This is a genomic window from Pantoea rwandensis (assembly GCF_000759475.1).
GTDB lineage: Bacteria > Pseudomonadota > Gammaproteobacteria > Enterobacterales > Enterobacteriaceae > Pantoea > Pantoea rwandensis_B.
The window spans coordinates 3,414,641-3,434,945 of record NZ_CP009454.1 but is presented as its reverse complement, the minus strand read 5'-3'; the positions used below and the strand labels follow the sequence as shown (position 1 = coordinate 3,434,945).

At 56.9% G+C, this 20,305-nt stretch carries 17 protein-coding genes; 12 read left to right on the top strand and 5 right to left on the bottom strand.

Annotation, left to right across the window (positions count from 1 at the left end; genetic code table 11):
- The first annotated feature begins 131 nt into the window (after window positions 1–131).
- Complete coding sequence (locus tag LH22_RS15685) at window positions 132–695, top strand: helix-turn-helix domain-containing protein (protein WP_038648015.1); 564 nt, start codon at window positions 132–134, stop codon at window positions 693–695.
- Entirely contained in the window at window positions 692–1,210 is a 519-nt protein-coding gene (locus LH22_RS15680; RefSeq protein ID WP_038648012.1) for a GNAT family N-acetyltransferase, read from the top strand. The genes LH22_RS15685 and LH22_RS15680 overlap by 4 nt, the downstream gene beginning before the upstream one ends.
- 10 nt (window positions 1,211–1,220) lie before the next feature.
- On the opposite strand, the gene LH22_RS15675 is transcribed toward LH22_RS15680, so the two are convergent.
- The gene (locus LH22_RS15675; RefSeq protein WP_038648010.1) at window positions 1,221–2,192 is read right to left on the bottom strand and encodes a LysR family transcriptional regulator; all 972 of its coding nucleotides are present in this window, start codon (window positions 2,190–2,192) and stop codon (window positions 1,221–1,223) included.
- Between the two features lie 157 nt (window positions 2,193–2,349).
- Between LH22_RS15675 and argH the strand changes: the two genes are divergently transcribed.
- The 7 genes from argH to LH22_RS15640 are packed head-to-tail and all read left to right on the top strand — an operon-like array spanning window position 2,350 to window position 9,368.
- Window positions 2,350–3,777 carry an argininosuccinate lyase gene (gene argH, locus LH22_RS15670; protein ID WP_038648007.1) on the top strand — a complete coding sequence of 476 codons (1,428 nt, stop codon included), beginning with the start codon at window positions 2,350–2,352 and terminating at the stop codon, window positions 3,775–3,777.
- Window positions 3,778–3,787: 10 nt separating this feature from the next.
- Window positions 3,788–4,666, top strand: coding sequence for an amino acid ABC transporter permease (locus LH22_RS15665; RefSeq protein ID WP_052059431.1), 879 nt, complete (start codon window positions 3,788–3,790; stop codon window positions 4,664–4,666).
- 13 nt (window positions 4,667–4,679) lie between these two features.
- Window positions 4,680–5,444, top strand: a complete 765-nt coding sequence (locus LH22_RS15660) for an amino acid ABC transporter ATP-binding protein (RefSeq protein WP_038648005.1) — start codon at window positions 4,680–4,682, stop codon at window positions 5,442–5,444.
- Between the two features lie 19 nt (window positions 5,445–5,463).
- The gene (locus LH22_RS15655; protein WP_038650203.1) at window positions 5,464–6,285 is read left to right on the top strand and encodes an ABC transporter substrate-binding protein; all 822 of its coding nucleotides are present in this window, start codon (window positions 5,464–5,466) and stop codon (window positions 6,283–6,285) included.
- A 12-nt stretch (window positions 6,286–6,297) separates the two neighbouring features.
- The gene (locus LH22_RS15650) at window positions 6,298–7,143 is read left to right on the top strand and encodes a polysaccharide deacetylase family protein (RefSeq protein WP_034820981.1); all 846 of its coding nucleotides are present in this window, start codon (window positions 6,298–6,300) and stop codon (window positions 7,141–7,143) included.
- Window positions 7,136–8,023 carry a polysaccharide deacetylase family protein gene (locus tag LH22_RS15645; RefSeq protein ID WP_038648002.1) on the top strand — a complete coding sequence of 296 codons (888 nt, stop codon included), beginning with the start codon at window positions 7,136–7,138 and terminating at the stop codon, window positions 8,021–8,023. The genes LH22_RS15650 and LH22_RS15645 overlap by 8 nt, the downstream gene beginning before the upstream one ends.
- Complete coding sequence (locus LH22_RS15640; protein ID WP_038647999.1) at window positions 8,007–9,368, top strand: MmgE/PrpD family protein; 1,362 nt, start codon at window positions 8,007–8,009, stop codon at window positions 9,366–9,368. Before LH22_RS15645 ends, LH22_RS15640 begins: the two co-directional genes overlap by 17 nt.
- A gap of 979 nt (window positions 9,369–10,347) precedes the next feature.
- On the opposite strand, the gene LH22_RS15635 is transcribed toward LH22_RS15640, so the two are convergent.
- Window positions 10,348–11,433: an iron-containing alcohol dehydrogenase family protein gene (locus LH22_RS15635; protein ID WP_038647997.1), complete on the bottom strand. Its 1,086-nt coding sequence runs from the start codon at window positions 11,431–11,433 to the stop codon at window positions 10,348–10,350.
- A complete protein-coding gene (gene speB, locus LH22_RS15630; protein WP_038647995.1) occupies window positions 11,430–12,389 on the bottom strand; it encodes an agmatinase in 960 nt (319 codons plus the stop codon). The genes LH22_RS15635 and speB overlap by 4 nt, the downstream gene beginning before the upstream one ends.
- Window positions 12,390–12,513: 124 nt before the next feature.
- On the opposite strand from speB, the gene LH22_RS15625 reads away from it, so the two are divergent.
- From LH22_RS15625 to ybiB, 3 genes are all read left to right on the top strand, one after another.
- Window positions 12,514–13,410 carry a LysR family transcriptional regulator gene (locus LH22_RS15625; RefSeq protein ID WP_038647992.1) on the top strand — a complete coding sequence of 299 codons (897 nt, stop codon included), beginning with the start codon at window positions 12,514–12,516 and terminating at the stop codon, window positions 13,408–13,410.
- A gap of 54 nt (window positions 13,411–13,464) precedes the next feature.
- Window positions 13,465–15,642, top strand: coding sequence for an ATP-dependent DNA helicase DinG (dinG, locus tag LH22_RS15620; protein ID WP_038650199.1), 2,178 nt, complete (start codon window positions 13,465–13,467; stop codon window positions 15,640–15,642).
- Window positions 15,643–15,714: 72 nt separating this feature from the next.
- Window positions 15,715–16,683, top strand: a complete 969-nt coding sequence (gene ybiB / locus LH22_RS15615; protein ID WP_038647989.1) for a DNA-binding protein YbiB — start codon at window positions 15,715–15,717, stop codon at window positions 16,681–16,683.
- A gap of 115 nt (window positions 16,684–16,798) precedes the next feature.
- On the opposite strand, the gene LH22_RS15610 is transcribed toward ybiB, so the two are convergent.
- Both LH22_RS15610 and hutU read right to left on the bottom strand, forming a co-directional pair.
- Window positions 16,799–17,956, bottom strand: coding sequence for a M20 aminoacylase family protein (locus tag LH22_RS15610; RefSeq protein ID WP_038647987.1), 1,158 nt, complete (start codon window positions 17,954–17,956; stop codon window positions 16,799–16,801).
- A gap of 654 nt (window positions 17,957–18,610) precedes the next feature.
- A complete protein-coding gene (gene hutU, locus LH22_RS15605; RefSeq protein WP_038647984.1) occupies window positions 18,611–20,296 on the bottom strand; it encodes a urocanate hydratase in 1,686 nt (561 codons plus the stop codon).
- Between the last annotated feature and the right edge of the window lie 9 nt (window positions 20,297–20,305).

The window sequence follows — 20,305 nt, the reverse complement described above, 5'->3', positions numbered from 1 at the left end:
CCTGCATTACAACACCTTAACTGCCTCGTTTGGGTTGTACAACTCTTTTATGTTTGTACAACTTGACGGTTTATGCAAATTAAGGCTTTATTTCATATGTGAGAATTATTTCCCATATATGAGAGGTGAACATGTCTGTACCGGATACCGAAGACCGACTGGCCGCACGTTTAGCCGAATTGCGTGTGCAACGTGGCTGGTCACTGGACGAACTGGCGATGGCTACCGGCATCAGCCGGGCTTCATTGTCGCGCATTGAACGGGCTGAAACCAGCCCCACAGCCGCTTTGCTTAACCGGCTGTGCGTTGCCTATGGCTTGACTATGTCACGCCTGCTGAGTGAAGTGGAAGAGGAGGCGGCGCTGCTACTCAAGGTTAGCGATCAAACGGTGTGGCGTGATGATGCCAGCGGGTATCAGCGCCGCAGCGTCTCGCCACCGGCCAGCCACTTCAAAGCGGAAATGGTGGAAGGCGTGCTGCGTCCCGGCGCGCGCATTGATTATGACGCACCTCCGGTACAGGGGCTGGAACAGCATATCTGGCTGCAATCCGGCGAGCTGACGTTCACCATGGACGATCAGCGCTGGACACTGCAGGCGGGGGATTGCCTGCGTTTTCATCTCACCGGCAAATCATCATTCCAGGCGCACCCTGAAGGCGGCGCGCGTTACATTTTGGTGGTGTGCAAACCATGACTGAAATAGAACAGTTAAGTGCCACTCAGGCACAGCCCCTGCTAGCCGCGCTGACCGAGGTGTTACACGGTTGCGTGGCTGACGGGGCCAGCGTCGGTTTTATTGCTGCCGATGATCGCGCAGCGATGGAACGCTTCTGGCAGGATAAAATCTACAGCCTGGCGAGCGGCGATAATCAACTCCTCGTGGCGTGGCAGCAGGGTGTGATTGTTGCGACGGTGATGGTCGGGTTTAGCGCCATGCCGAATGGTCGTCATCGCGCAGAAATCAGTAAATTGTTGGTGCATCCCCGTGCCCGGCGTCAGGGAATTGCGCGTCGTCTGATGCAGCAGGCTGAGCAATTAGCGGTTGAGCAGGGTAAAACACTGCTGGTGCTGGATACGCGCAGCGGCGATGTGGCCACGCAACTCTACTTATCGATGGACTGGCAAATTGCGGGTTCCATTCCGTTGTACGCCGAATCGACGGAAGGGGCGTTAGATGCCACCACGGTGATGTATAAAGTGGTGGGGTGATTGCACCAACTTAGTGCGCCTCTTCGGCCTCTGCCAGGCCCAGTGATTGCATAAACAGCCGGATAATCGGATTTATTTTCCGGCCTTTTTTCATCATCAGGCAGAACGGATTTTCCCGGCGCACCGATTCATCACCCAACTCGCAAAGCTGCCCCCGCGCAATAAAGGGAGCAGCATAGTGTTCGGGTAAATAACCAATAAAGTGCCCGGTTAAAATCAGCATGGCGACGGATTCCACTTGCACCGCCTGCGCACCGCTGTCCTGTAATGGAATGAGGCGGCGGTCATCGCGCGGCGTGACATATAAATGATTAATGATTTTCTGCTCACGTAATATTTCCACCGATATATTCTTATCACAAGATCCAGAATATAAAGGATGTGACATGGAGCAATATAATTTCGAATATTCTTTATAAAGCGGGAAGTAATCAAAATCACTTTTCATTTCATAAACCGGCGCAATGCCACAATGAAAACGACCTTCACTCATGCCCCGTTCAATATCATCTAATTGCGCAGTCTGTAAGCGAATCTGCACCTTTGGTGCTTTCTGGTGCAACTGTTGCACCGCCGCAGTGACCGGTGAATGTGGATCAGAAATGGTGTTGTCCACCACACAGATGGCGATGTCACCCAGCAACTCATTACGGCTGTTGTGCAGACGTTCGCGGAACAGATTCAGGGAGACGAACAGCTCCAGCGTGGCCTGATAGACATTAATGCCGTACTGCGTCAGTTCAAAGCCTTCGCGTCCACGGCTGCATAACGTCATGCCGAGACGAATCTCCAGATCGGAAACCTGCTTGCTGATGGCGGCTAAACCAATATTCAGTTCGTTGCTGGCAGCGGTTAATCCTCCGGCTTCCACCACGCATTTAAATACGCGAAGCAATTTTAAGTCGATATTACTCAGTGCCAGAACCGCATTGTCGCCGCGATTATTTGCATTGTTTCCAGACTGGGAAACTTTACTTTCCATCTTTGCTATTCAACTCCGGAATAATTGCGGTGAAAGTACAGTGAACCTGAAATATGACGTATTTACCAGTGTGAGTGTGAAATAAGTTTTTATTATCACGGCTGGTTTATTCATATCTTTTCCATATCGCTGACGAGTATCTGTAAGGGGAAATAGCATGTCTGATAATGCCGAACTATTATGGGGCGCGCGTTTTAAAGCGGCACCGGCGGCCAGTTTAACCGCGCTGTCGCGCAGCCCGGATTATTACTTTGCCCTGGCACCTTACGATTTAGCAGGCTGCCGGGCACATGCCCGTGAACTGGCACGCGGCGATCTGCTGAGCAGTGAAGAACTCAAAACCATGCTGGCAGCGATTGATGCGCTGGATGCTGATTATCGTGCGGGCAATCTGCACCCGATTGCTGCTGATGAAGATGTCCACACGTTCATTGAACGCGCACTGACTGAGCGCTTAGGAGCACTGGGCGGCAAACTGCGCGCCGGTCGCTCTCGTAACGATCAGACAGTCAACGATTTGCGTCTCTACCTGCGTGATAACGGCCGCAAAGTGGTCAGTGCTTTACTGGCACTGCAGCAATCTCTGGTTGAGCAAGCGGCACTGCACACCGAAAGCGTGGCGCCGGGCTTCACCCATTTACAACAGGCACAACCGATTGTGTTTGGTCACCAACTGCTGGCTCATGCGCAATCTTTTGCCCGCGATATCGAGCGTATGCAGGACTGGGATCGCCGCAGCGCGCGCTGCCCACTGGGTGCCGCAGCGATGGCAGGATCGGCAATTGCGCGCCAGCCGGAAAAAGCCGCTGAAGATCTGGCCTATCTGGCACCGTGCGAGAACTCGATCGATGCCGTTGCCAGCCGCGATTACGCCGCAGAATTCCTGTTCGTCACCAGCATGATCGGTATCAACCTGTCTCGCCTGTGCGAAGAAGTGTGCATGTGGGCGTCGCGCCAGTTCCGCTGGGTGGAATTGCATGACAGCTATGCCACGGGTAGCTCAATCATGCCTCAGAAGAAAAACCCGGACATTGCCGAACTGACGCGCGGTCGTTCAGGACGTCTGGTCGGCAATCTGATGGCGTTGCTCACTACCATGAAAGCCATGCCGCTCTCCTATAACCGCGACCTCAGTGATGACAAGCGCAACGTGATCGATGCTGTAGACACCCTACTGCTGGTGCTGCCTGCCATGGCGGGCATGATGTCGACGCTGAAATTCAACACCGACGTCATGCGTGAGCAGGCGCCAGACGGTTTCACCCTGGCCACCGAAGTCGCCGACTGGCTGGCGATGCGCGGTGTGCCTTTCCGTGAAGCGCATGAAATCACGGGCCAGCTGGTGCAACTGTGTGAACGCGAAGATTGCGGTCTGTCCGACCTGAGCGATGCGCAGTTGCAGGCCGTCGACGCGCGTTTAACGCCAGAAGTGCGCAGCGCTTTGACGCTGGAAGCCGCACTGGCGGCACGCAGTGGCTATGGCGGCACTGCACCCGCCCGGGTACGTGAACAGTTAGCGCGTTTGCAAATTCTGATGCAGGACCAGCAGCGCTGGACTGAAGATTACGCTGGCCCGCGCGCCTGAGGAGACGCTGATGTCGCAAACCACCCCGGTTGAACCCAGCCTGAAAAACAGCCGCGAGCAGACGCATTACGATCTGGATCGCTATCAGGTGGTGCCGCGCCGTTATTACGGTCGCATCACTGCCTCGGCGGTGATCCTGGTGCTGCTGGCGTTGCTGGTGAATGCCTTCGCCCACGGCAACATTGAATGGTCATTTGTCGGCCAGTTCTTTACTGCTCAGGCGATCCTCAACGGCGTGGTGAACACGCTGATTATGTCGGTGCTGGCAATGGGGCTCGGCATCCTGTTCGGCGTGATCACAGCGATTATGTATATGTCGCCCAATCCGGTGTTGCACTACATCGCCGTGGGCTACGCGTGGATCTTCCGTGGTACGCCGCTGATTTTGCAACTGCTGCTGTGGTTTAACCTCGCGCTGGTGTTTCCCACCATCAATATTCCCGGCGTGTTCAGCGTGCAAACCGTCACCATCATGACGCCGTTCCTCGCGGCGCTGCTGGGTCTGAGCATCAACCAGGGGGCTTACACCTCCGAAGTGGTGCGCGCCGGCTTGCTGTCTGTGGATACCGGTCAATATGAAGCGGCGAAAGCGATTGGCATGCCACGTCTGCAAGCGCTGCAACGCATTATTCTGCCGCAGGCGATGCGCGTGATTTTGCCGCCGGTGGGCAATGAATTCATCAGCATGATCAAAACCACCAGTCTGGCGAGCATGATCCAGTACTCCGAACTGCTCTACAACACGCAAACCATCTACTTCGCCAATGCGCGCGTGATGGAGCTGCTGTTCGTGGCGGGCATCTGGTACCTGATCATCGTCACCGTGCTGTCGTTTGGTCAAAGTCGCCTTGAGCGCTTCTTCTCACGCGGCCACCGCCAGCGTCAGTAATTGGGAGAGAGAGATGAGAAACATCGTGCGCGCCGTCAAGGTGAACAAATATTTCGACCAGTTCCACGCGCTGAAGGATGTCAGCCTCGAAGTGAATTACGGCGAGGTGATGTGCATCCTCGGGCCTTCCGGTTCCGGTAAAAGCACCTTCCTGCGCTGTATCAACCAGCTGGAGAAGGTCGATCAGGGTGGCATTTGGGTCGACAACGAATTAGCGGGCTATCGCATTGCAGGCAACAAACTGCATGCGTTAAGCGATAAGCAGATTGCCCGCCAGCGCCTGCAAACCGGCATGGTTTTCCAGCGTTTTAATCTGTTCCCGCACAAAACCGCGCTGGAGAACATTATCGAAGGGCCGTGCCGTGTCCTGCTGCGTCCGAAGCGTGAGGCGGCGGAAGAGGCAATGGCACTGCTGGATCGCGTTGGTCTGGCACACAAAGCGCACGACTACCCGCAGTCACTGTCTGGCGGGCAGCAGCAGCGTGTGGCGATTGCGCGTGCGCTGGCGATGAAACCGAAACTGATGCTGTTTGACGAACCTACTTCGGCGCTGGATCCGGAGATGGTGGGCGAAGTGCTGGCCGTTATGCGCCAGTTAGCAAAAGAGGGCACCACCATGCTGGTGGTCACTCATGAGATGGGCTTTGCCCGTGAAGTGGCCAATCAGGTGGTGTTTATGGACGAGGGACGCATTATCGAGCAGGGCGCACCAGAAGACATTCTGCTGAACCCGCAAAACCCACGGATGAAAAACTTTATTAACGCGATTCTTCTTTAACGTGACCGGGGTGAAAAACATGAAAAAACTGTTATTGAGTGCCATCAGTGCCGCGCTGTTACTGCAATCTTCCGCCTGGGCGGACATCGCCGTGCCGGCCGCCATCAAAGAGAAAGGCCTGACCGTGGCGATCATGCCGAACTATCCGCCCATGGATTTCAAAGATCCGGCCACCAACCAGCTCACTGGTGTGGATTACGATCTCGGTCAGGCGATCGGTGAGAAGCTGGGTGTGAAGATCAATTGGCAGGAGATCGCCTTTGAGCAGATGGTGAACGCCGTGGTGACCAAGCGTGTCGATTTGGTGATGTCCGGTATGACCGACACCAAAGAACGCCAGAAGGTGGTTAACTTCATCGATTACTTCAAAACCGGCCCGCAGTTCTACACCCAGGCCGCGCGCAGCGACATCAACAGCGCCATGGATCTGTGCGGCAAGAAAGTCGGCACCAGCCGTCGTACCACCTTCCCGGTAGAGATTGCCAACTGGTCGAAAGCGCACTGCGAAGCCGCCGGCAAGCCAGCGATCATTGTGGTCGGCGCCGAAGGGACGGCCGATGCGCGTACTCAGCTGCGTCAAAACCGTCTGGATGGCGTGGTGCAGGGGAGTGAAACGCTGCCGTACATCATGGATCTTGAGAAAGGCAAATATAAGCCGCTCGATAAAGCCTTCTCCTTCCAGTACACCGGCATGGCAATCGGTAAAGATGCAGGCGAGCTGACCACAGCCATTCAGGCGGCCATTGACGCGATGATTGCCGATGGCAGCTACCAGAAGATCCTCGCGAAATGGGGTCTGGCCGACAATGGCGTGACTCAGGCGACCGTTAACCAGGGCTAAAGGAGCGTAGCGATGCAACAACCGGGCGCAGTGCGCTGGCCGCAGGGGAAACGCGGCTGTATGGCGCTGGCGTTTGACCTTGATGGTCCCACTGGCGATGCCATGTTGAATGGCAGCCTGTGGTCAACGCCAGAATATTTCACCTTCGGTGCGTATGGGCCGTACCGTGCGCTCGGGCGGTTGCTCGACCTGCTGCGCGCTTTCCAGATTCCCGCTACGTTTTTTGTGCCGGCGTGGGTGGTGGAGCAGTGGCCGCAGCAGTGTCAGGCGATTATCGAACAAGGCCACGAAGTGGCCTATCACGGCTATCGTCACGAATCATTCTGGGCGATTTCGCCGGATGAACAGCGTGCCGTGATGGCGAAATCCGCTGAAATCTTTAAACAGCATTTGGGCATTACGGCCTGCGGTTTCCGCACGCCGTCGGGTGACTGGCATGCCGAAACGCCACAAATTTTGCGTGATGCTGGGGTGATATACTCCAGCAGCATGCGCGGCGACGACCGTCCTTATAGCATCCCGGTGGCGGGTCACACGCCGCTGGTCGAGATCCCTGGCAAGTGGGAGATGGATGATTACGCCTCGCTGGCTTACACGCGCCAGCCCGATTTCCCGAAAGGCGGCGACCGCATCGCCAGCTATGCGCACACACGCGATAACTGGCAGCGCGAATTCGATGGTGCGATGGATGAAGGCTTGTGCCTGACCACGTTATTCCACCCGAAAATTTCTGGCCAGCCAGGGCGTATCTTGCTGCTGGAGCAGTTGTTTGAACATATGACAGCGCGTGACGACGTGTGGTTTGCACGCTGTGATGCGGTGGCGCAGTGGTATTTGCAGGAGCAACAGCATGACTGAATCTTCCCGCTGGCCGCTGGGCTTCCAGTCCGCCGCCGTTTTGACCATCGATTTCAACGACATTCACGGCATTTTGACGCAGGCACCGGCCGTCGCCGGACGCGATAAAACCCTGTCGGTATGGCGCTATGGCACCCTGCGCGGTGTGGATCGTTTACTGGCATTAATGGCAGATAAACAGCTGAAAGCCAGCTGGTGCTTACCGGCAATCGTCGCGCAAGAGCAGCCGGAACTGATTAAACGCATCGTGGCTGATGGCCATGAAATCGCCTGTAGCGGCGAGCGCCATGAAGATTTCTCGGTGCTGTCGCTGGAGCAGCAGATTGCCAGCGTGACGCGCGGCTGTGAGCAGCTGGCACAGTTTACCGGCAAACCGATTCAGGGCTTCCGCACCCCAGCAGGGCAGTGGAAACCGGGTCTGGCACAGGCGCTGGTGGATCAGGGTATTCGTTGGTCATCCAGCTGGCGCGGCGACGATCTGCCGTACTTCCATCCCGACACGCAGTTGGTGGAATTGCCGATGCACTACTCGCTGGAAGACGAACCCTATTTCGCCTTTAACCTGAGCCCGGCCATCCCGCCGGGGCAGTCGCGGATTGCACCTTATGCCGAAACGCTGGCAAACATGACGCAAGACTTCCAGGGCTTCCACCGCTTTGGCCTGTGTTATCTGCTGCGCCTGCATCCGGAAATCATCGGCACTGCCGGGCGCATCGGCTTGCTGCGTGAATTGATCGAGACGCTGCAACAGCACAACGTGTGGATCGCCACGGCGGAGCAGCTGGTGACGCATTGGCAAACGCAGCCGGGTAACGATATCTCCCATCCAGCCGAAGTGTTTACCCGCATCACAGGAGGTACGCATGGGCAGTTCGCTTGATCAACTGGCGGCATTTATCGCCGAAACAGGTTTTGAACAGCTGCCTGATGCGCTGGTCGAACAGGCAAAACGCCATTTGCTGGATACGCTCGGGGCTTCACTGGCGGGCAGCGACAGCCCAATCTGGCGCGAATGTCTGCTATTGGCGCTCGCAGAAGGTGGGCATCAGCAGGCACAAGTGTGGGGAAGTGCAAAGCAGGTGAGTCCACGCCAGGCGGCATGGCTCAACGGCGTGGCTGCGCATATGTATGAGCTGGATGATACCGGCGGCTGCGATCACTCGGGCGCGGTGGTGATTCCCGCTATTCTGGCTGCGCTGCCTTTGGCGACGCAGCCGGTTGACGGCCAGACGCTGCTGGTGGCGATGGTGATCGGTTATGACGTCGGACGCCGGGTGCTGGAAGCTTGCGGCGGCTACTCTGCGCACAACGGCGCAGGCTGGCACTCCACCGCCAGCTGTGGCGTGTTTGGTGCCGCAGCGGCGGTGTGTTCACTGCTGCAGCTGGATCGTGAACAGTGCGCGTCGGCCATGGGCATTGCCGCCAGCTTTAGCGGTGGGTTGTGGGGCTTTATTCACGACGGTTCGCACACCAAAAAGCTGCATGCCGCACGTGCAGCTGAAGGTGGGGTGCAGGCAGCGCAACTGGCGCAGCGCGGTATTAATGGGCCATCGGCGGTATTCGAAGCGAAGTGGGGCGGATTCCTGCAAACCCTTGCATCTGAAACACAGCAACCCGCTGCGTTAACCGCCGATCTTGGCGTGGTGTGGAAGCTGGCACGCTGCTCGATCAAGCCGTATGCCGCCTGTCGTGGAACCCATTCTGCGGTGGATGCCTTGAACCTGATGCTGACGCAGCATTCGGTACAGCCTGCACAGATTGAACGTATCCTGGTGGGATTAAATCCGTTCCTGCTGGAGATGTGTGGCGGACGTGAGCTGAAAAGCCTGGCAAGTGCACAAATGAGCCTGCCGTATGCACTGGCAGCACGAGCGTTGTACGGCTCCGCTGAGTTAGCCAGTTACGATGATGCCAAACGTCTGCACCCTCAGGTTGATGCGTTTATGGCGCGGATTGAGCTGATGATTGATGAGCAGCAGGGGCGCGATGACGAGCCGTGGGTGCGGATTGAAACCCAGCAGGGCGAGCAGTGGCAGCAGCATGTGCCGGTGCCGTCGGGTGCGCCCGCCAATCCGTTAAGTCTTGAAGCGCTGCTGGCTAAATACCGTAGCTTAGCGGGGCGTGTATTGCCGGTTGAGCAGGTTGAACAGTTGGAAGCGATTTGTATGGAGTTGGATGACGTCGCGGATGTGCAGGAACTGGTGGCGCTGCTGGCTCGTGCATAGGGTTCGGGTGCTGAATTTTGCACCTGAATCTGTAGAAAATATTGAGGCTGGCTGATGCAGTTGCATGCTCGCAGATTAATTCACAGCTGAAGTGGTAGTTCGCAGGTAATGATGTTGTTGTCCGCAGGTGGCGACGCAGGCTGGGGGCGCTTTGGCGCTGGCGTCCTCGCGCCGCTGACGCGGTGCCCTCACTTCGTTCGTCTGCCTGACGGAACGGCGGGGATGGCACATCCCTGTGCCGCCCCGCCTTTCGCCCGCGTCCCTGCGGGCTATCCTGGCAGACTCACTCTGTTCGGCGCTGCGGATTGCCTGCGCCAAAGCGCCCCCAGCCTGCTCATTAACCATCGTGCTTGCTGTTAAAGACCTCCGGGTTTAAGTCCATAGCGGGCATGTTGATCCAGATCTTCCAGTCGGCTGATGGGCTGAAGTGAATGTTGTTGAAAGGGGCACAATATTTGAGGCCGAAGCACCGCTGATGCTGCAAGGGCTATCCGCAGCGCTGAGGCTTTTACGTTGGGCTGGGAAATCCACGCAGCGATGAGCCAAATTTCCCAGTCGGCTGATGAGCTGAAGTGAATGTTGTTGAAAGGGGCACAATATTTGAGGCCGTAGCACCGCTGCTGCTGCAAGGGCTATCTGCAGCGCTGAGGCTTTTACGTTGGGCAGGGAAATCCACGCAGCAATGAGCCAAATTTCCCAGTCGGCTGATGAGCTGAAGTGAATGTTATTGAAAGGGGCACAATATTTGAGGCCGTAGCACCGCTGATGCTGCAAGGGCTATCCGCAGCGCTGAGGCTTTTACGTTGGGCCAGGAGATCCACGCAGGGATGCGTGGATCAGTTCGGGGCCGACCAGGGATGGTCGATCCCCGAACGGTCCGTCGGCACGACGTGGAAGCCGAGGGCACCGCGTCAGCGGCGCGAGGACTGCCCGGCAGCAGCAGCGGTGCTACGGCCCGCACAAGCACTCACCCCCGGGTTTAAACCCGATCAGCCAACCCTTCAATCCGCTGCATCGCCGCCAGCAGGCGGGCTTCGGTGACCGCCACCGACATATTCTCCATGTCCGGTGCATGCACGGATTCACGCACAATCAGCGCCAGCTCGGCATCATCCAACTCGGCAATCTCATGCAGCGTCAATGGCACACCGCAATCGCGCGCCAGACGCATCTCATCCAGTACCTCTTCATCGCTGCGATCTTCCAGCGCCAACAGGCACAAGTTGCCAAAGCCAACCAACAGGCCATGACCGAACTCACGCGTCTTATCGCAGAAGGTAAATCCTTCATAAATTGCATGGGATGCTGCCGCATGGGCGCCGTTGCTCATCAGCGAGGTCAATCCGGCCCAGGTAAAGATCGCATCCAGCACCTGATCCAATGAGGCGCTGCTCTCGCCGCGCAGCACCGCCGCATAGGCCGCCGGGCCGTGTTCCGCGATCACGTCATAGCAAATCTGGCTATGAGCCAATGATGACAATGCATTGCCTTCACGCGCCGGATGGCTGACGCTCACTGCACGAAACTCATACCATTTAGCCAGGGTATCGCCCAAACCAGCAGCCAGCCAGCGAGCAGGGGCTTTAGCCAGCAACTCGCTATCGATGATCACTGCCGCGGGTGCCTGTGGCAGCGGGAAAATATCGAAGAAATTGCCGTTATCATCATAGCGAATGGTCAACGGCGTCACTGCTGAACAGGTGGCGGCAATGGTCGGGATGGTGATAAACGGCAGCCCCAACTGCGCCCCCACGGCTTTCACCGTATCCAGCGACTTACCACCGCCGACGCCAATGATCACCTCTGCTTGCAGCTCGGTGGCGATGGCGGCCAGACGGTTGATCTGGTTAATCGAGGTCTCACCACCAAACCACTCCTGCGCCAGCAGCGTCACGTTCGCCGCCAGCAGTTGAGCGCGCACCTGCGCTTCCACCGACTGCAGTGCCTGATGGCCGCCGATCAGCAGAGCGCGTTTGCCCAGCCCCGCGCAAATCTCGCCCAGCTGATTGATCACACCCGCGCCGCGCAGCACGCGCGCCGGAAACACCAAATTCTGTTGTGTCATGCTTTTTTCTCTGTGTAACGGACGCCGGGCAATACGCACAGCATCTCATAAAGGATATTGGCTGCCAGCTGGGAGGTCATGCCGCTGATATCGTACGGCGGTGACACTTCGACCAGATCGCCACCGACCAGATTGAGTCCGCGACAGCCGCGCACAATCTCCAGTCCCTGCATTGAGGTCAATCCACCCACTTCTGGCGTACCGGTGCCGGGTGCCCATGCAGGATCGAAACTGTCGATGTCATAGCTGAGATACACCGGACCGTTGCCGATACGCGCACGCACTTCGGCCATCAGAGGTGTCATGGATCGATACCAGCACTGCTCGGCCGGCACCAGGTGGAAGCCTTGATCGACGCCCCACTGGAAATCATCGGCGGCGTAGCCTTGAGCGCGCTGACCAATTTGCACCACGCGCTGGCAGTCGAGCAGGCCTTCTTCTACCGCACGGCGGAATGTGGTGCCGTGGGCGATCTTTTCGCCGAACATCTCATCGTTAGTATCGGTGTGCGCGTCAATGTGGATCAGGCCCATCGGCCCGTGCTTCTTCGCCAGCGCCCGCAAAATCGGCAGCGTTAGCGTGTGATCGCCCCCGAGCGTTAACGGGATAATCGGCCAATTGTTCAGCTCGGTATAATAGTTTTCGATGATATCGACCGACTTCAGCAGGCTGTAAGTATTGATGGGCACATCGCCGAGATCGCCGACGCGCAACGAATCAAAAGGCGCTGCGCCCGTCGCCATGTTATACGGGCGAATCATCACGGAATCAGCGCGAATGGCGCGTGGACCATAGCGCGTGCCGCTACGCTGCGACGTGCCGATATCCAGCGGAATGCCTACAAACGCGACATCAAGATCGGCAGGGGATTCGGCAGCAGGCAAACGCATCATGGTGCCACGGCCGGCGAAACGGGGCATCTCGTTGCCGCCCTGCGGCTGAGGAAAATCGGTCATCACGAACTCCTTCGGCTAAGTGAGTCTCATCATGGCCTGAGGCAGGCGCGGGAAAAATCCTTGACAGCAAATAATCACTTCATAGATTGGTTAACTTTAGTCTGTAATCACTGAAGGAAATGAGGTGCAAACGCTCCCCAATCTCAAACTGCTCCAGGTGTTCGCCAGCGTGGTGGAGAATCAGGGCTATTCACGTGCTCAGCAGGCGCTGAATATGACCACGCCCGCCATTAGCGCCTATATGAGCGAGCTGGAAACGCAGCTGGGTTTTATTCTGTGTCAGCGCGGACGTGGCGGTTTTACCCTCACCACGAAAGGCGAACAGTTTCATCGTTACAGTCAGGAAATGCTGGCCACGCTGGCGGGTTGGCAAGAGCAGGTTGAGACGCTAAAAAGTGCCCAGGGTGGCACCTTTTCGCTGGGCGTGGTGGATGCCACTGTCACCGACAGCACGCTGGATCTGCCGGCGGCGATTGCGCGCTTTAATCAGCGTTTTCCGGCGGTATTTTTCAATCTCAGCGTGCGCGATCCCAACGAACTGCAGCAGCAGTTACTGGAAGACCGCCTCGATCTGGCAATCGGGCACTTTCCGCTGCGTGCCAGCAATCTGGTCACCATTCCGCTTTATGAGGAGCAACACTGGTTGTATTGCAGTCCGCAACATCCCCTGGCGCAGGGCGATCCGGATATGCGCACCGTGCAGCAAACCGGCATGGTGACGCGGCGTTACTGGAATCAGCAGGAGTTAAACAAGCGCGGCTTCCGCCAGACTAACGCCTCAGTGGAGAGTATAGAGGCGCAGCTGACGCTGATCCTCTCCGGGAGATATATCGGCTATTTGCCGGAACACTACGCGCAAAGCGGGGAACAGCAGGGCACGCTATGCCGCTTGTTGCCGCAACATTTTCACTTCCGCGCACCGTTCTCCTTTGCCTTCCGTCGGGGACGAGCCCGCGAAACGCTGATCCGCGCGATGCGTGAAATTCTGAATCCAGCGCGAAAAAATAGCAGCGAAAGCTGACGCTGCGCCGATACTGTGTAAAAATACAGGCCAATTCAGCAAACAGTAATGAACATGGCCCTGACAGCAGCGATAAAAAGCCAGATTGCGCAATGGTATAAGGCGCTGCAGCAGCAGGTTCCTGACTTTATCCCCCGTGCGCCCCAGCGTCAGATGATTGCCGAAGTGGCAAAAAGTCTGGCCGGTGATGAAGGCCGCCATCTGGTGATTGAAGCCCCCACCGGCGTGGGCAAAACCTTGTCTTATCTGATTCCCGGCATCGCGGTGAGCCGCGCCGAAGAGAAGCGGTTAGTGATCAGCACCGCCAACGTCGCGCTGCAGGATCAGATCTTCAGCAAAGATCTGCCGCTGCTGAAAAAAATCATCCCCGATCTCACCTTCACTGCCGCGTTTGGCCGTGGCCGCTATGTTTGCCCGCGCAATCTCGCGGCGCTGGCCGCGACCGAGGATCAGCAGGGTGACCTGCTGCTGTATCTCGATGAAGAAGCGGTAACCGGGTCGAAAGAAGAGCAGAAGTTCTGCGCCAAACTGGAAAAGCAACTCAGCAGCTACAAATGGGATGGCCTGCGCGATCACTCCGATGTCTCGATTGATGACAGCCTGTGGCAGCGCCTTTCCACCGATAAAGCCAACTGCCTGGGGCATCACTGCCGCTGGTATCGTGAATGCCCGTTCTTTGTTGCACGTCGTGAAATAGAACAGGCGGATGTGGTGGTGGCGAACCATGCGCTGGTGATGGCGGCGATGGAGAATGAATCCGTCTTACCGCCTGCCAAACACCTGATGCTGGTGCTAGACGAAGGTCATCATCTGCCAGAAGTGGCGCGTGACGCGCTGGAGATGAGCGCGGAAATCACCCCCGGCTGGAGCAGTTTGCAGCTCGATCTGTTTGTGCGGCTGGTGGAAACCATCATGGCGCAGTTCCGCCCGAAATCGCCTCCTCCACTGACCAACCCTGAGCGGTTAAAAGGCCATTGTGATGAGATGCGTGAACTGCTGCAAATTCTGTGCGACGCGCTGAATCCGTTATTACCCGCGCACAACCAGCCGGGTGAGTTCCGTTTTGTGCTGGGTGAGTTGCCGGAAGAACTGATGACGATGTGCGCACGGTTGTTCAAACTGAGCGATGCCTTACGCGGGTTGAGCGAAGGGTTACTCAATGAGTTAGGTGAGCAAACCGGCAAAGCCGACATTATGCGACTGCATCGGGCGATTATTCAGCTTAACCGTCAGTTTGGCTGGTTCGAATCGATCAGTAAACTTTGGCGACTGGCGGCCATGGAGAAAGCCTCTAATGCGCCGGTATCGAAATGGATTACGCGAGAAATTCGCGACGGCCAGGCGCATCTGCTGTTTCACTGCGCCGGGATTCGCGTCAGCGATCAGCTGGAAAAACTGCTGTGGCGTAAAATCCCGCATGTGGTAGTGACCTCGGCGACCTTGCGCTCACTGAACAGCTTCAATCGGCTGCAAGAGATGTCAGGGCTAAACGAGAAAGCGGGCGATCGCTTTGTGGCGCTGGATTCGCCATTTAATCATGTCGATCAAGGCAAGCTGGTGATCCCGCAAATGCGCTATGAACCGCTGATGGCGAATGAAGCAGAGCACATCGCCGAGATGGCAGGATTTTTCCTGCAACAAATGGCAGAAGAGAAGCACAAAGGCGTGCTGGTGCTGTTTGCCAGCGGGCGCGCGATGCAGCAGTTTGTCAGCCATGTCAGCGCATTACGCTTATCGATGCTGGTGCAGGGCGATCAACCTCGTTCGCGCTTAGTGGAGCTGCATCGCCAGCGAGTCGAAGCGGGGCAAACCAGTATTCTGGTCGGACTGCAGTCTTTTGCTGAAGGACTGGATTTAAAGGGCGATCTGCTGACGCAGGTGCATATCCATAAAATTGCTTTTCCCCCGGTGGACAGTCCGGTAATTTTGACCGAAGGGGAGTGGCTGAAGAGCCTCAAACGCTACCCGTTCGAAGTGCAGAGTTTACCCAGCGCCTCGTTTACGTTGATTCAGCAAGTCGGGCGTCTGATTCGTAGCCATCACTGCTTCGGGGAGATCGTGATATACGATCGGCGACTGCTTAATAAAGCTTATGGCAGTCGGCTGCTGGCCGCCTTACCGGTGTTTCCGATTGAGCAACCGATGGTGCCTGAAGCCAGCATAAAACCAGCGGTAAAAGCAGTGGTTAAAGCCCCAGTAAAATCAGCGAAGCGTAAAAGTAAGAAATCTTAGGTGTGCCCAGGCGCACCTCAATGACCTTTTGGCCGCCAGATATCGGCGCGCCCTGGAAGCGGGAATGCCCTGATGGAACTGAATAAAATCATCAAAGAGATTGGGCGCGGTAAGAATCACGCGCGCGATATCGATTTTGACACCGCCGTTGCGCTGTACAGCGCGATGCTGGCGGATGAAGTACCCGAACTGGAACTTGGTGGTGTGCTGATCGCCCTGCGTATCAAGGGCGAAGGTGAAGAGGAGATGCGCGGTTTTTACCACGCCATGCAGCAGCAGATGATGCAGTTGCAGCCGCCCGCCAATCGCCCGATGCCGATTGTGATCCCCAGCTACAACGGCGCACGTCGTCAGGGCAATCTCACGCCGCTGTTAGCCTTACTATTAAGCAAACTCGGTTTTCCGGTATTGCTGCACGGTGTGAGTGACGATCCGACGCGCATCACCACCGAAGCCGTGCTGGCGGCGCTGGATATTGCGCCGGTCACCAACGCGCAACAGGCACAAGCGAAGCTGGAGAGCGGCGAACTGGCCTTTATCACCATCGATCACCTGTGTGCACCGATGGCAAAACAGCTGTCGCTGCGCTGGCGCATGGGCGTGCGTAATAGTGCGCACACGCTGGCGAAGCTGGCCACGCCGTTTGCCGAACGTGCCGCGTTGCGTCTGGCGAGTGTTTCCCATCCGGAATATGTGCCGCGCGTCGGCAAGTTCTTTCAGGATATCGATGCACCCGGCATTCTGCTGAACGGCACCGAAGGTGAAGTGTATGCGAATCCACAGCGCTGTCCGGCGATTAACTACATTGCCGGTGCGGGCGCACAGGCGGAAGTGTGGGTAGAGCGCCAGCCAGAAATCAGTGTGGAACTGCCAGAAAGTAAAAATGCGCAGGACACCGCAGACTGGATAAAACAGGTGCTGTGCGGCGAACGAGCGGTGCCACAGGCGCTGCGTTTACAGCTGGCGTGCTGCTTAGTGGCAACCGGGGAATCAGCGACGCTGGATGAGGCGGAAACCCGCTTGCAGCAAGCTGGGATCTGACGGGTAGAACAATACCCGCAGCCTTTGGTTGCGGGTCAAATGCACAGCCGAGAGATGATAGAAGATCAAGCGCGCAATGCCGCTTGAGATTCCTGGATTCCGCGAATCCTGCTAGTCAGGCTTTGACCAGCACGTTCTCAACCAGTTGCTGCCAGAAACTGATACCAATTGGCAACAACTCATCATTGAAATCGTAATGCGCGTTGTGCAATGGAGCGGAAGGTGTTGTGCCATCGGCACCGAGCCAGAAGTAAGCACCCGGGCAGGATTCCAGCATACAGGCAAAATCTTCCGATGCCATAGAAGGATTCACATGCCAATGCACCTGTGATTCGCCTAACACGCGCTGGGCAACCTCACGTACCTGTTCCGCCGGGAGGGCATGGTTGGCGGTAACGGGGTAACCCGGATACCAGTGAATCTCGCCGCTGACGCCAAACGGGCGCGGCAGGGTAGTGACAAAATCTTCTATCAGACTGCGCACGCGGTCACGTACGTCAGTCTGCAAACATCGCACCGTACCACGCAACACAATCTGCTCGGGAATCACATTAATCGCTTCACCGCCATGGATCTGCGTCACGCTCACCACCGCTGACGCCAGCGGTGACAAACGACGTGACGGGATGGTTTGCAGCGCCATAATCAATTCTGCTGCCACCACCATCGGGTCGGCACCGCTCTCTGGCATCGCCGCATGGCAGCTTTTACCGTTGAGGGTGATCTCAAAGGAATCCAGCGAGGCCATCATCGCACCTGGATTCACCGCCAGTGAACCCAACGGCAAACCCGGCCAGTTGTGCATGGCGTAAACCGCATCCATTGGGAAACGCTTAAATAAACCTTCTTCCACCATTTTCCGCGCACCGCCAAGATTCTCTTCCGCAGGCTGGAACAGGAAGTGCACCGTGCCTTTGAAGTTGCGGGTGCTGGCCAATTGGCAGGCTGCTGCGAGGAGAATCGCCGTATGTCCATCGTGACCGCAGGCGTGCATCACGCCAGGGCGGCTGGATTTCCACTCCGGTGCACCTTTTTCGGTCATCGGTAGGGCATCCATATCGGCACGCAAGCCAATCACCGGCCCAGGACCGTTTTCCAGGGTGCCAATCACGCCAGTGCCTGCCAGGCCACGGAACACTTGTAATCCTGCTTCGGAGAGCACGTTCGCAACCAGCTCGCTGGTTTGTTGCTCCTGGTAACCGAGTTCAGGATGTTGGTGTAACTGACGGCGCCATTTCAGGGCGTTTTCCAGCAGGACGGCAGGCAGGCTCATAAAGTTAGGCTCTCCATCAGCAGCAGTTGCTGCGATTTTTCTGACACATAACGCGATGTCTCCACTGTAGTGGTAAGCGCAGGGCGGCGTCTATCGTGGAACGGAATAATTTGGCTATAGGCTATAGCGGAATGGAATATGCTCCGCAGCATGCTGCATTTAAGGATTAAGGATTAAGGATTAAGGATTAAGGATTGAGTGATTGAGAGACTGGGAGACTGGGAGACTGGGAGACTGGGAGACTGGGAGACTGGGAGACTGGGAGACTGGGAGACTGGGAGACTGGGAGACTGGGAGACTGGGAGACTGGGAGACTGGGAGACTGGGAGACTGAGAGACTGAGAGACTGAGAGACTGAGAGACTGAGAGACTGAGAGACTGAGGGGATGAGCGAATGAGGGAATGAGGGATTGTAGGGGCTGAAGGGTTAAAGGGGGGATTCACGAGTTTTATGCGGCAATCTATGGTTGTCAGTCCGGGATATGGCACGAAACATTGAGTAGAGAGTAGAGAGTAGAGAGTAGAGAGTAGAGAGTAGAGAGTAGAGAGTAGAGAGTACAGAGTAGAGAGTAGAGAGTAGAGAGAAGGTTTGGCGGCTGAACTAAGACGAAAAAATGTCGCCCGGTGAAAGGCGACTTCAGTTATCACGACAAATTACTTCTGCATCGGCAGATTCAAGCCATGCTCTTTGGCACAGCTCTGTGCCAGTTCATAGCCCGCGTCCGCGTGACGCATCACGCCCGTCGCCGGATCGTTCCACAGCACGCGGCCGAGACGCGCATCCGCTTCGGCGGTGCCGTCGCAGACAATCACCACGCCGGAGTGCTGCGAGAAGCCCATGCCAACGCCGCCGCCGTGATGCAGGCTCACCCAGGTCGCGCCGCCTGCGGTGTTCAGCAGGGCATTCAGCAGCGGCCAGTCAGACACCGCATCCGAACCGTCTTTCATCGCTTCGGTTTCACGGTTGGGTGACGCCACGGAACCACAGTCGAGGTGGTCACGGCCGATGACGATAGGCGCTTTCAGCTCACCGTTGCGCACCATTTCGTTGAATGCCAGCGCGGCTTTATGGCGCTCGCCCAGACCCAACCAGCAGATGCGCGCTGGTAGCCCCTGGAAGGCAATACGTTCCTGCGCCATGTCGAGCCAGCGATGCAGGTTCTTGTGTTCCGGGAACAGTTCTTTCAGCTTGGCGTCAGTTTTGTAGATGTCTTCCGGATCGCCTGACAGCGCCACCCAGCGGAAGGGACCTTTGCCTTCACAGAACAGTGGACGAATATAGGCGGGCACGAAGCCTGGGAAATCAAAGGCGTTTTTCACCCCTTCATCCAGCGCCACCTGACGAATGTTGTTACCGTAATCCACGGTCGGCACGCCCATATGATGGAAGTCGAGCATCGCCTGCACATGCACCGCCATCGACGCACGTGCCGCTTTCTCAACAGCTTTAGGATTGCTGACGCGCTCGGCCTGCCAGCGATCCAGATCCCAACCCACTGGCAGATAGCCATTGATCGGATCGTGTGCGGAAGTCTGATCGGTGACGATATCCGGTTTCATGCCGCCCGCTTTGGCACGCTTCACCAACTCCGGCACGATTTCGGCGGCGTTGCCCAGCAGACCAACAGAAATCGCCTGTTTGGCTTTGGTGGCTTTCTCAATCAGATCCAGCGCTTCGTCTAGGGTATAAGCTTTGTGGTCGACGTAACGGGTGCGCAGACGGAAATCGATACGTGATTCCTGGCACTCAATGGCTAACACGCTGGCACCGGCCAGCACGCCAGCCAGCGGTTGCGCGCCGCCCATGCCGCCCAGGCCTGCTGTCAGGATCCAGCGGCCGCTCAAATCGCTGTCATAATGCTGGCGACCCGCTTCGGCGAAGGTTTCAAAGGTGCCCTGCACGATGCCTTGCGCACCAATGTAGATCCAGGAACCGGCGGTCATCTGGCCGTACATCATCAGGCCGGCTTTATCCAGCTCGTGGAAATGATCCCAGTTAGCCCAGTGCGGCACCAGGTTGGAGTTAGCCAGCAAGACGCGTGGTGCATCGGCATGGGTACGGAACACACCCACCGGTTTGCCTGACTGGATCAGCAAGGTTTCTTCGGGCTGTAACGCACGCAGTGAACGTAGAATCTGCTCAAAGCACTCCCAGTTGCGTGCCGCTTTACCGATACCGCCGTATACCACCAGATCTTCCGGGCGCTCAGCCACATCAGGATCGAGGTTGTTCTGGATCATGCGGTAAGCCGCTTCAATCAACCAATTCGCACAATGCAGTTCATTACCGCGCGGCGCACGGATTTCGCGGGCAACAGCCTGAGATAAAGTTTCGCTCATCATCAATTC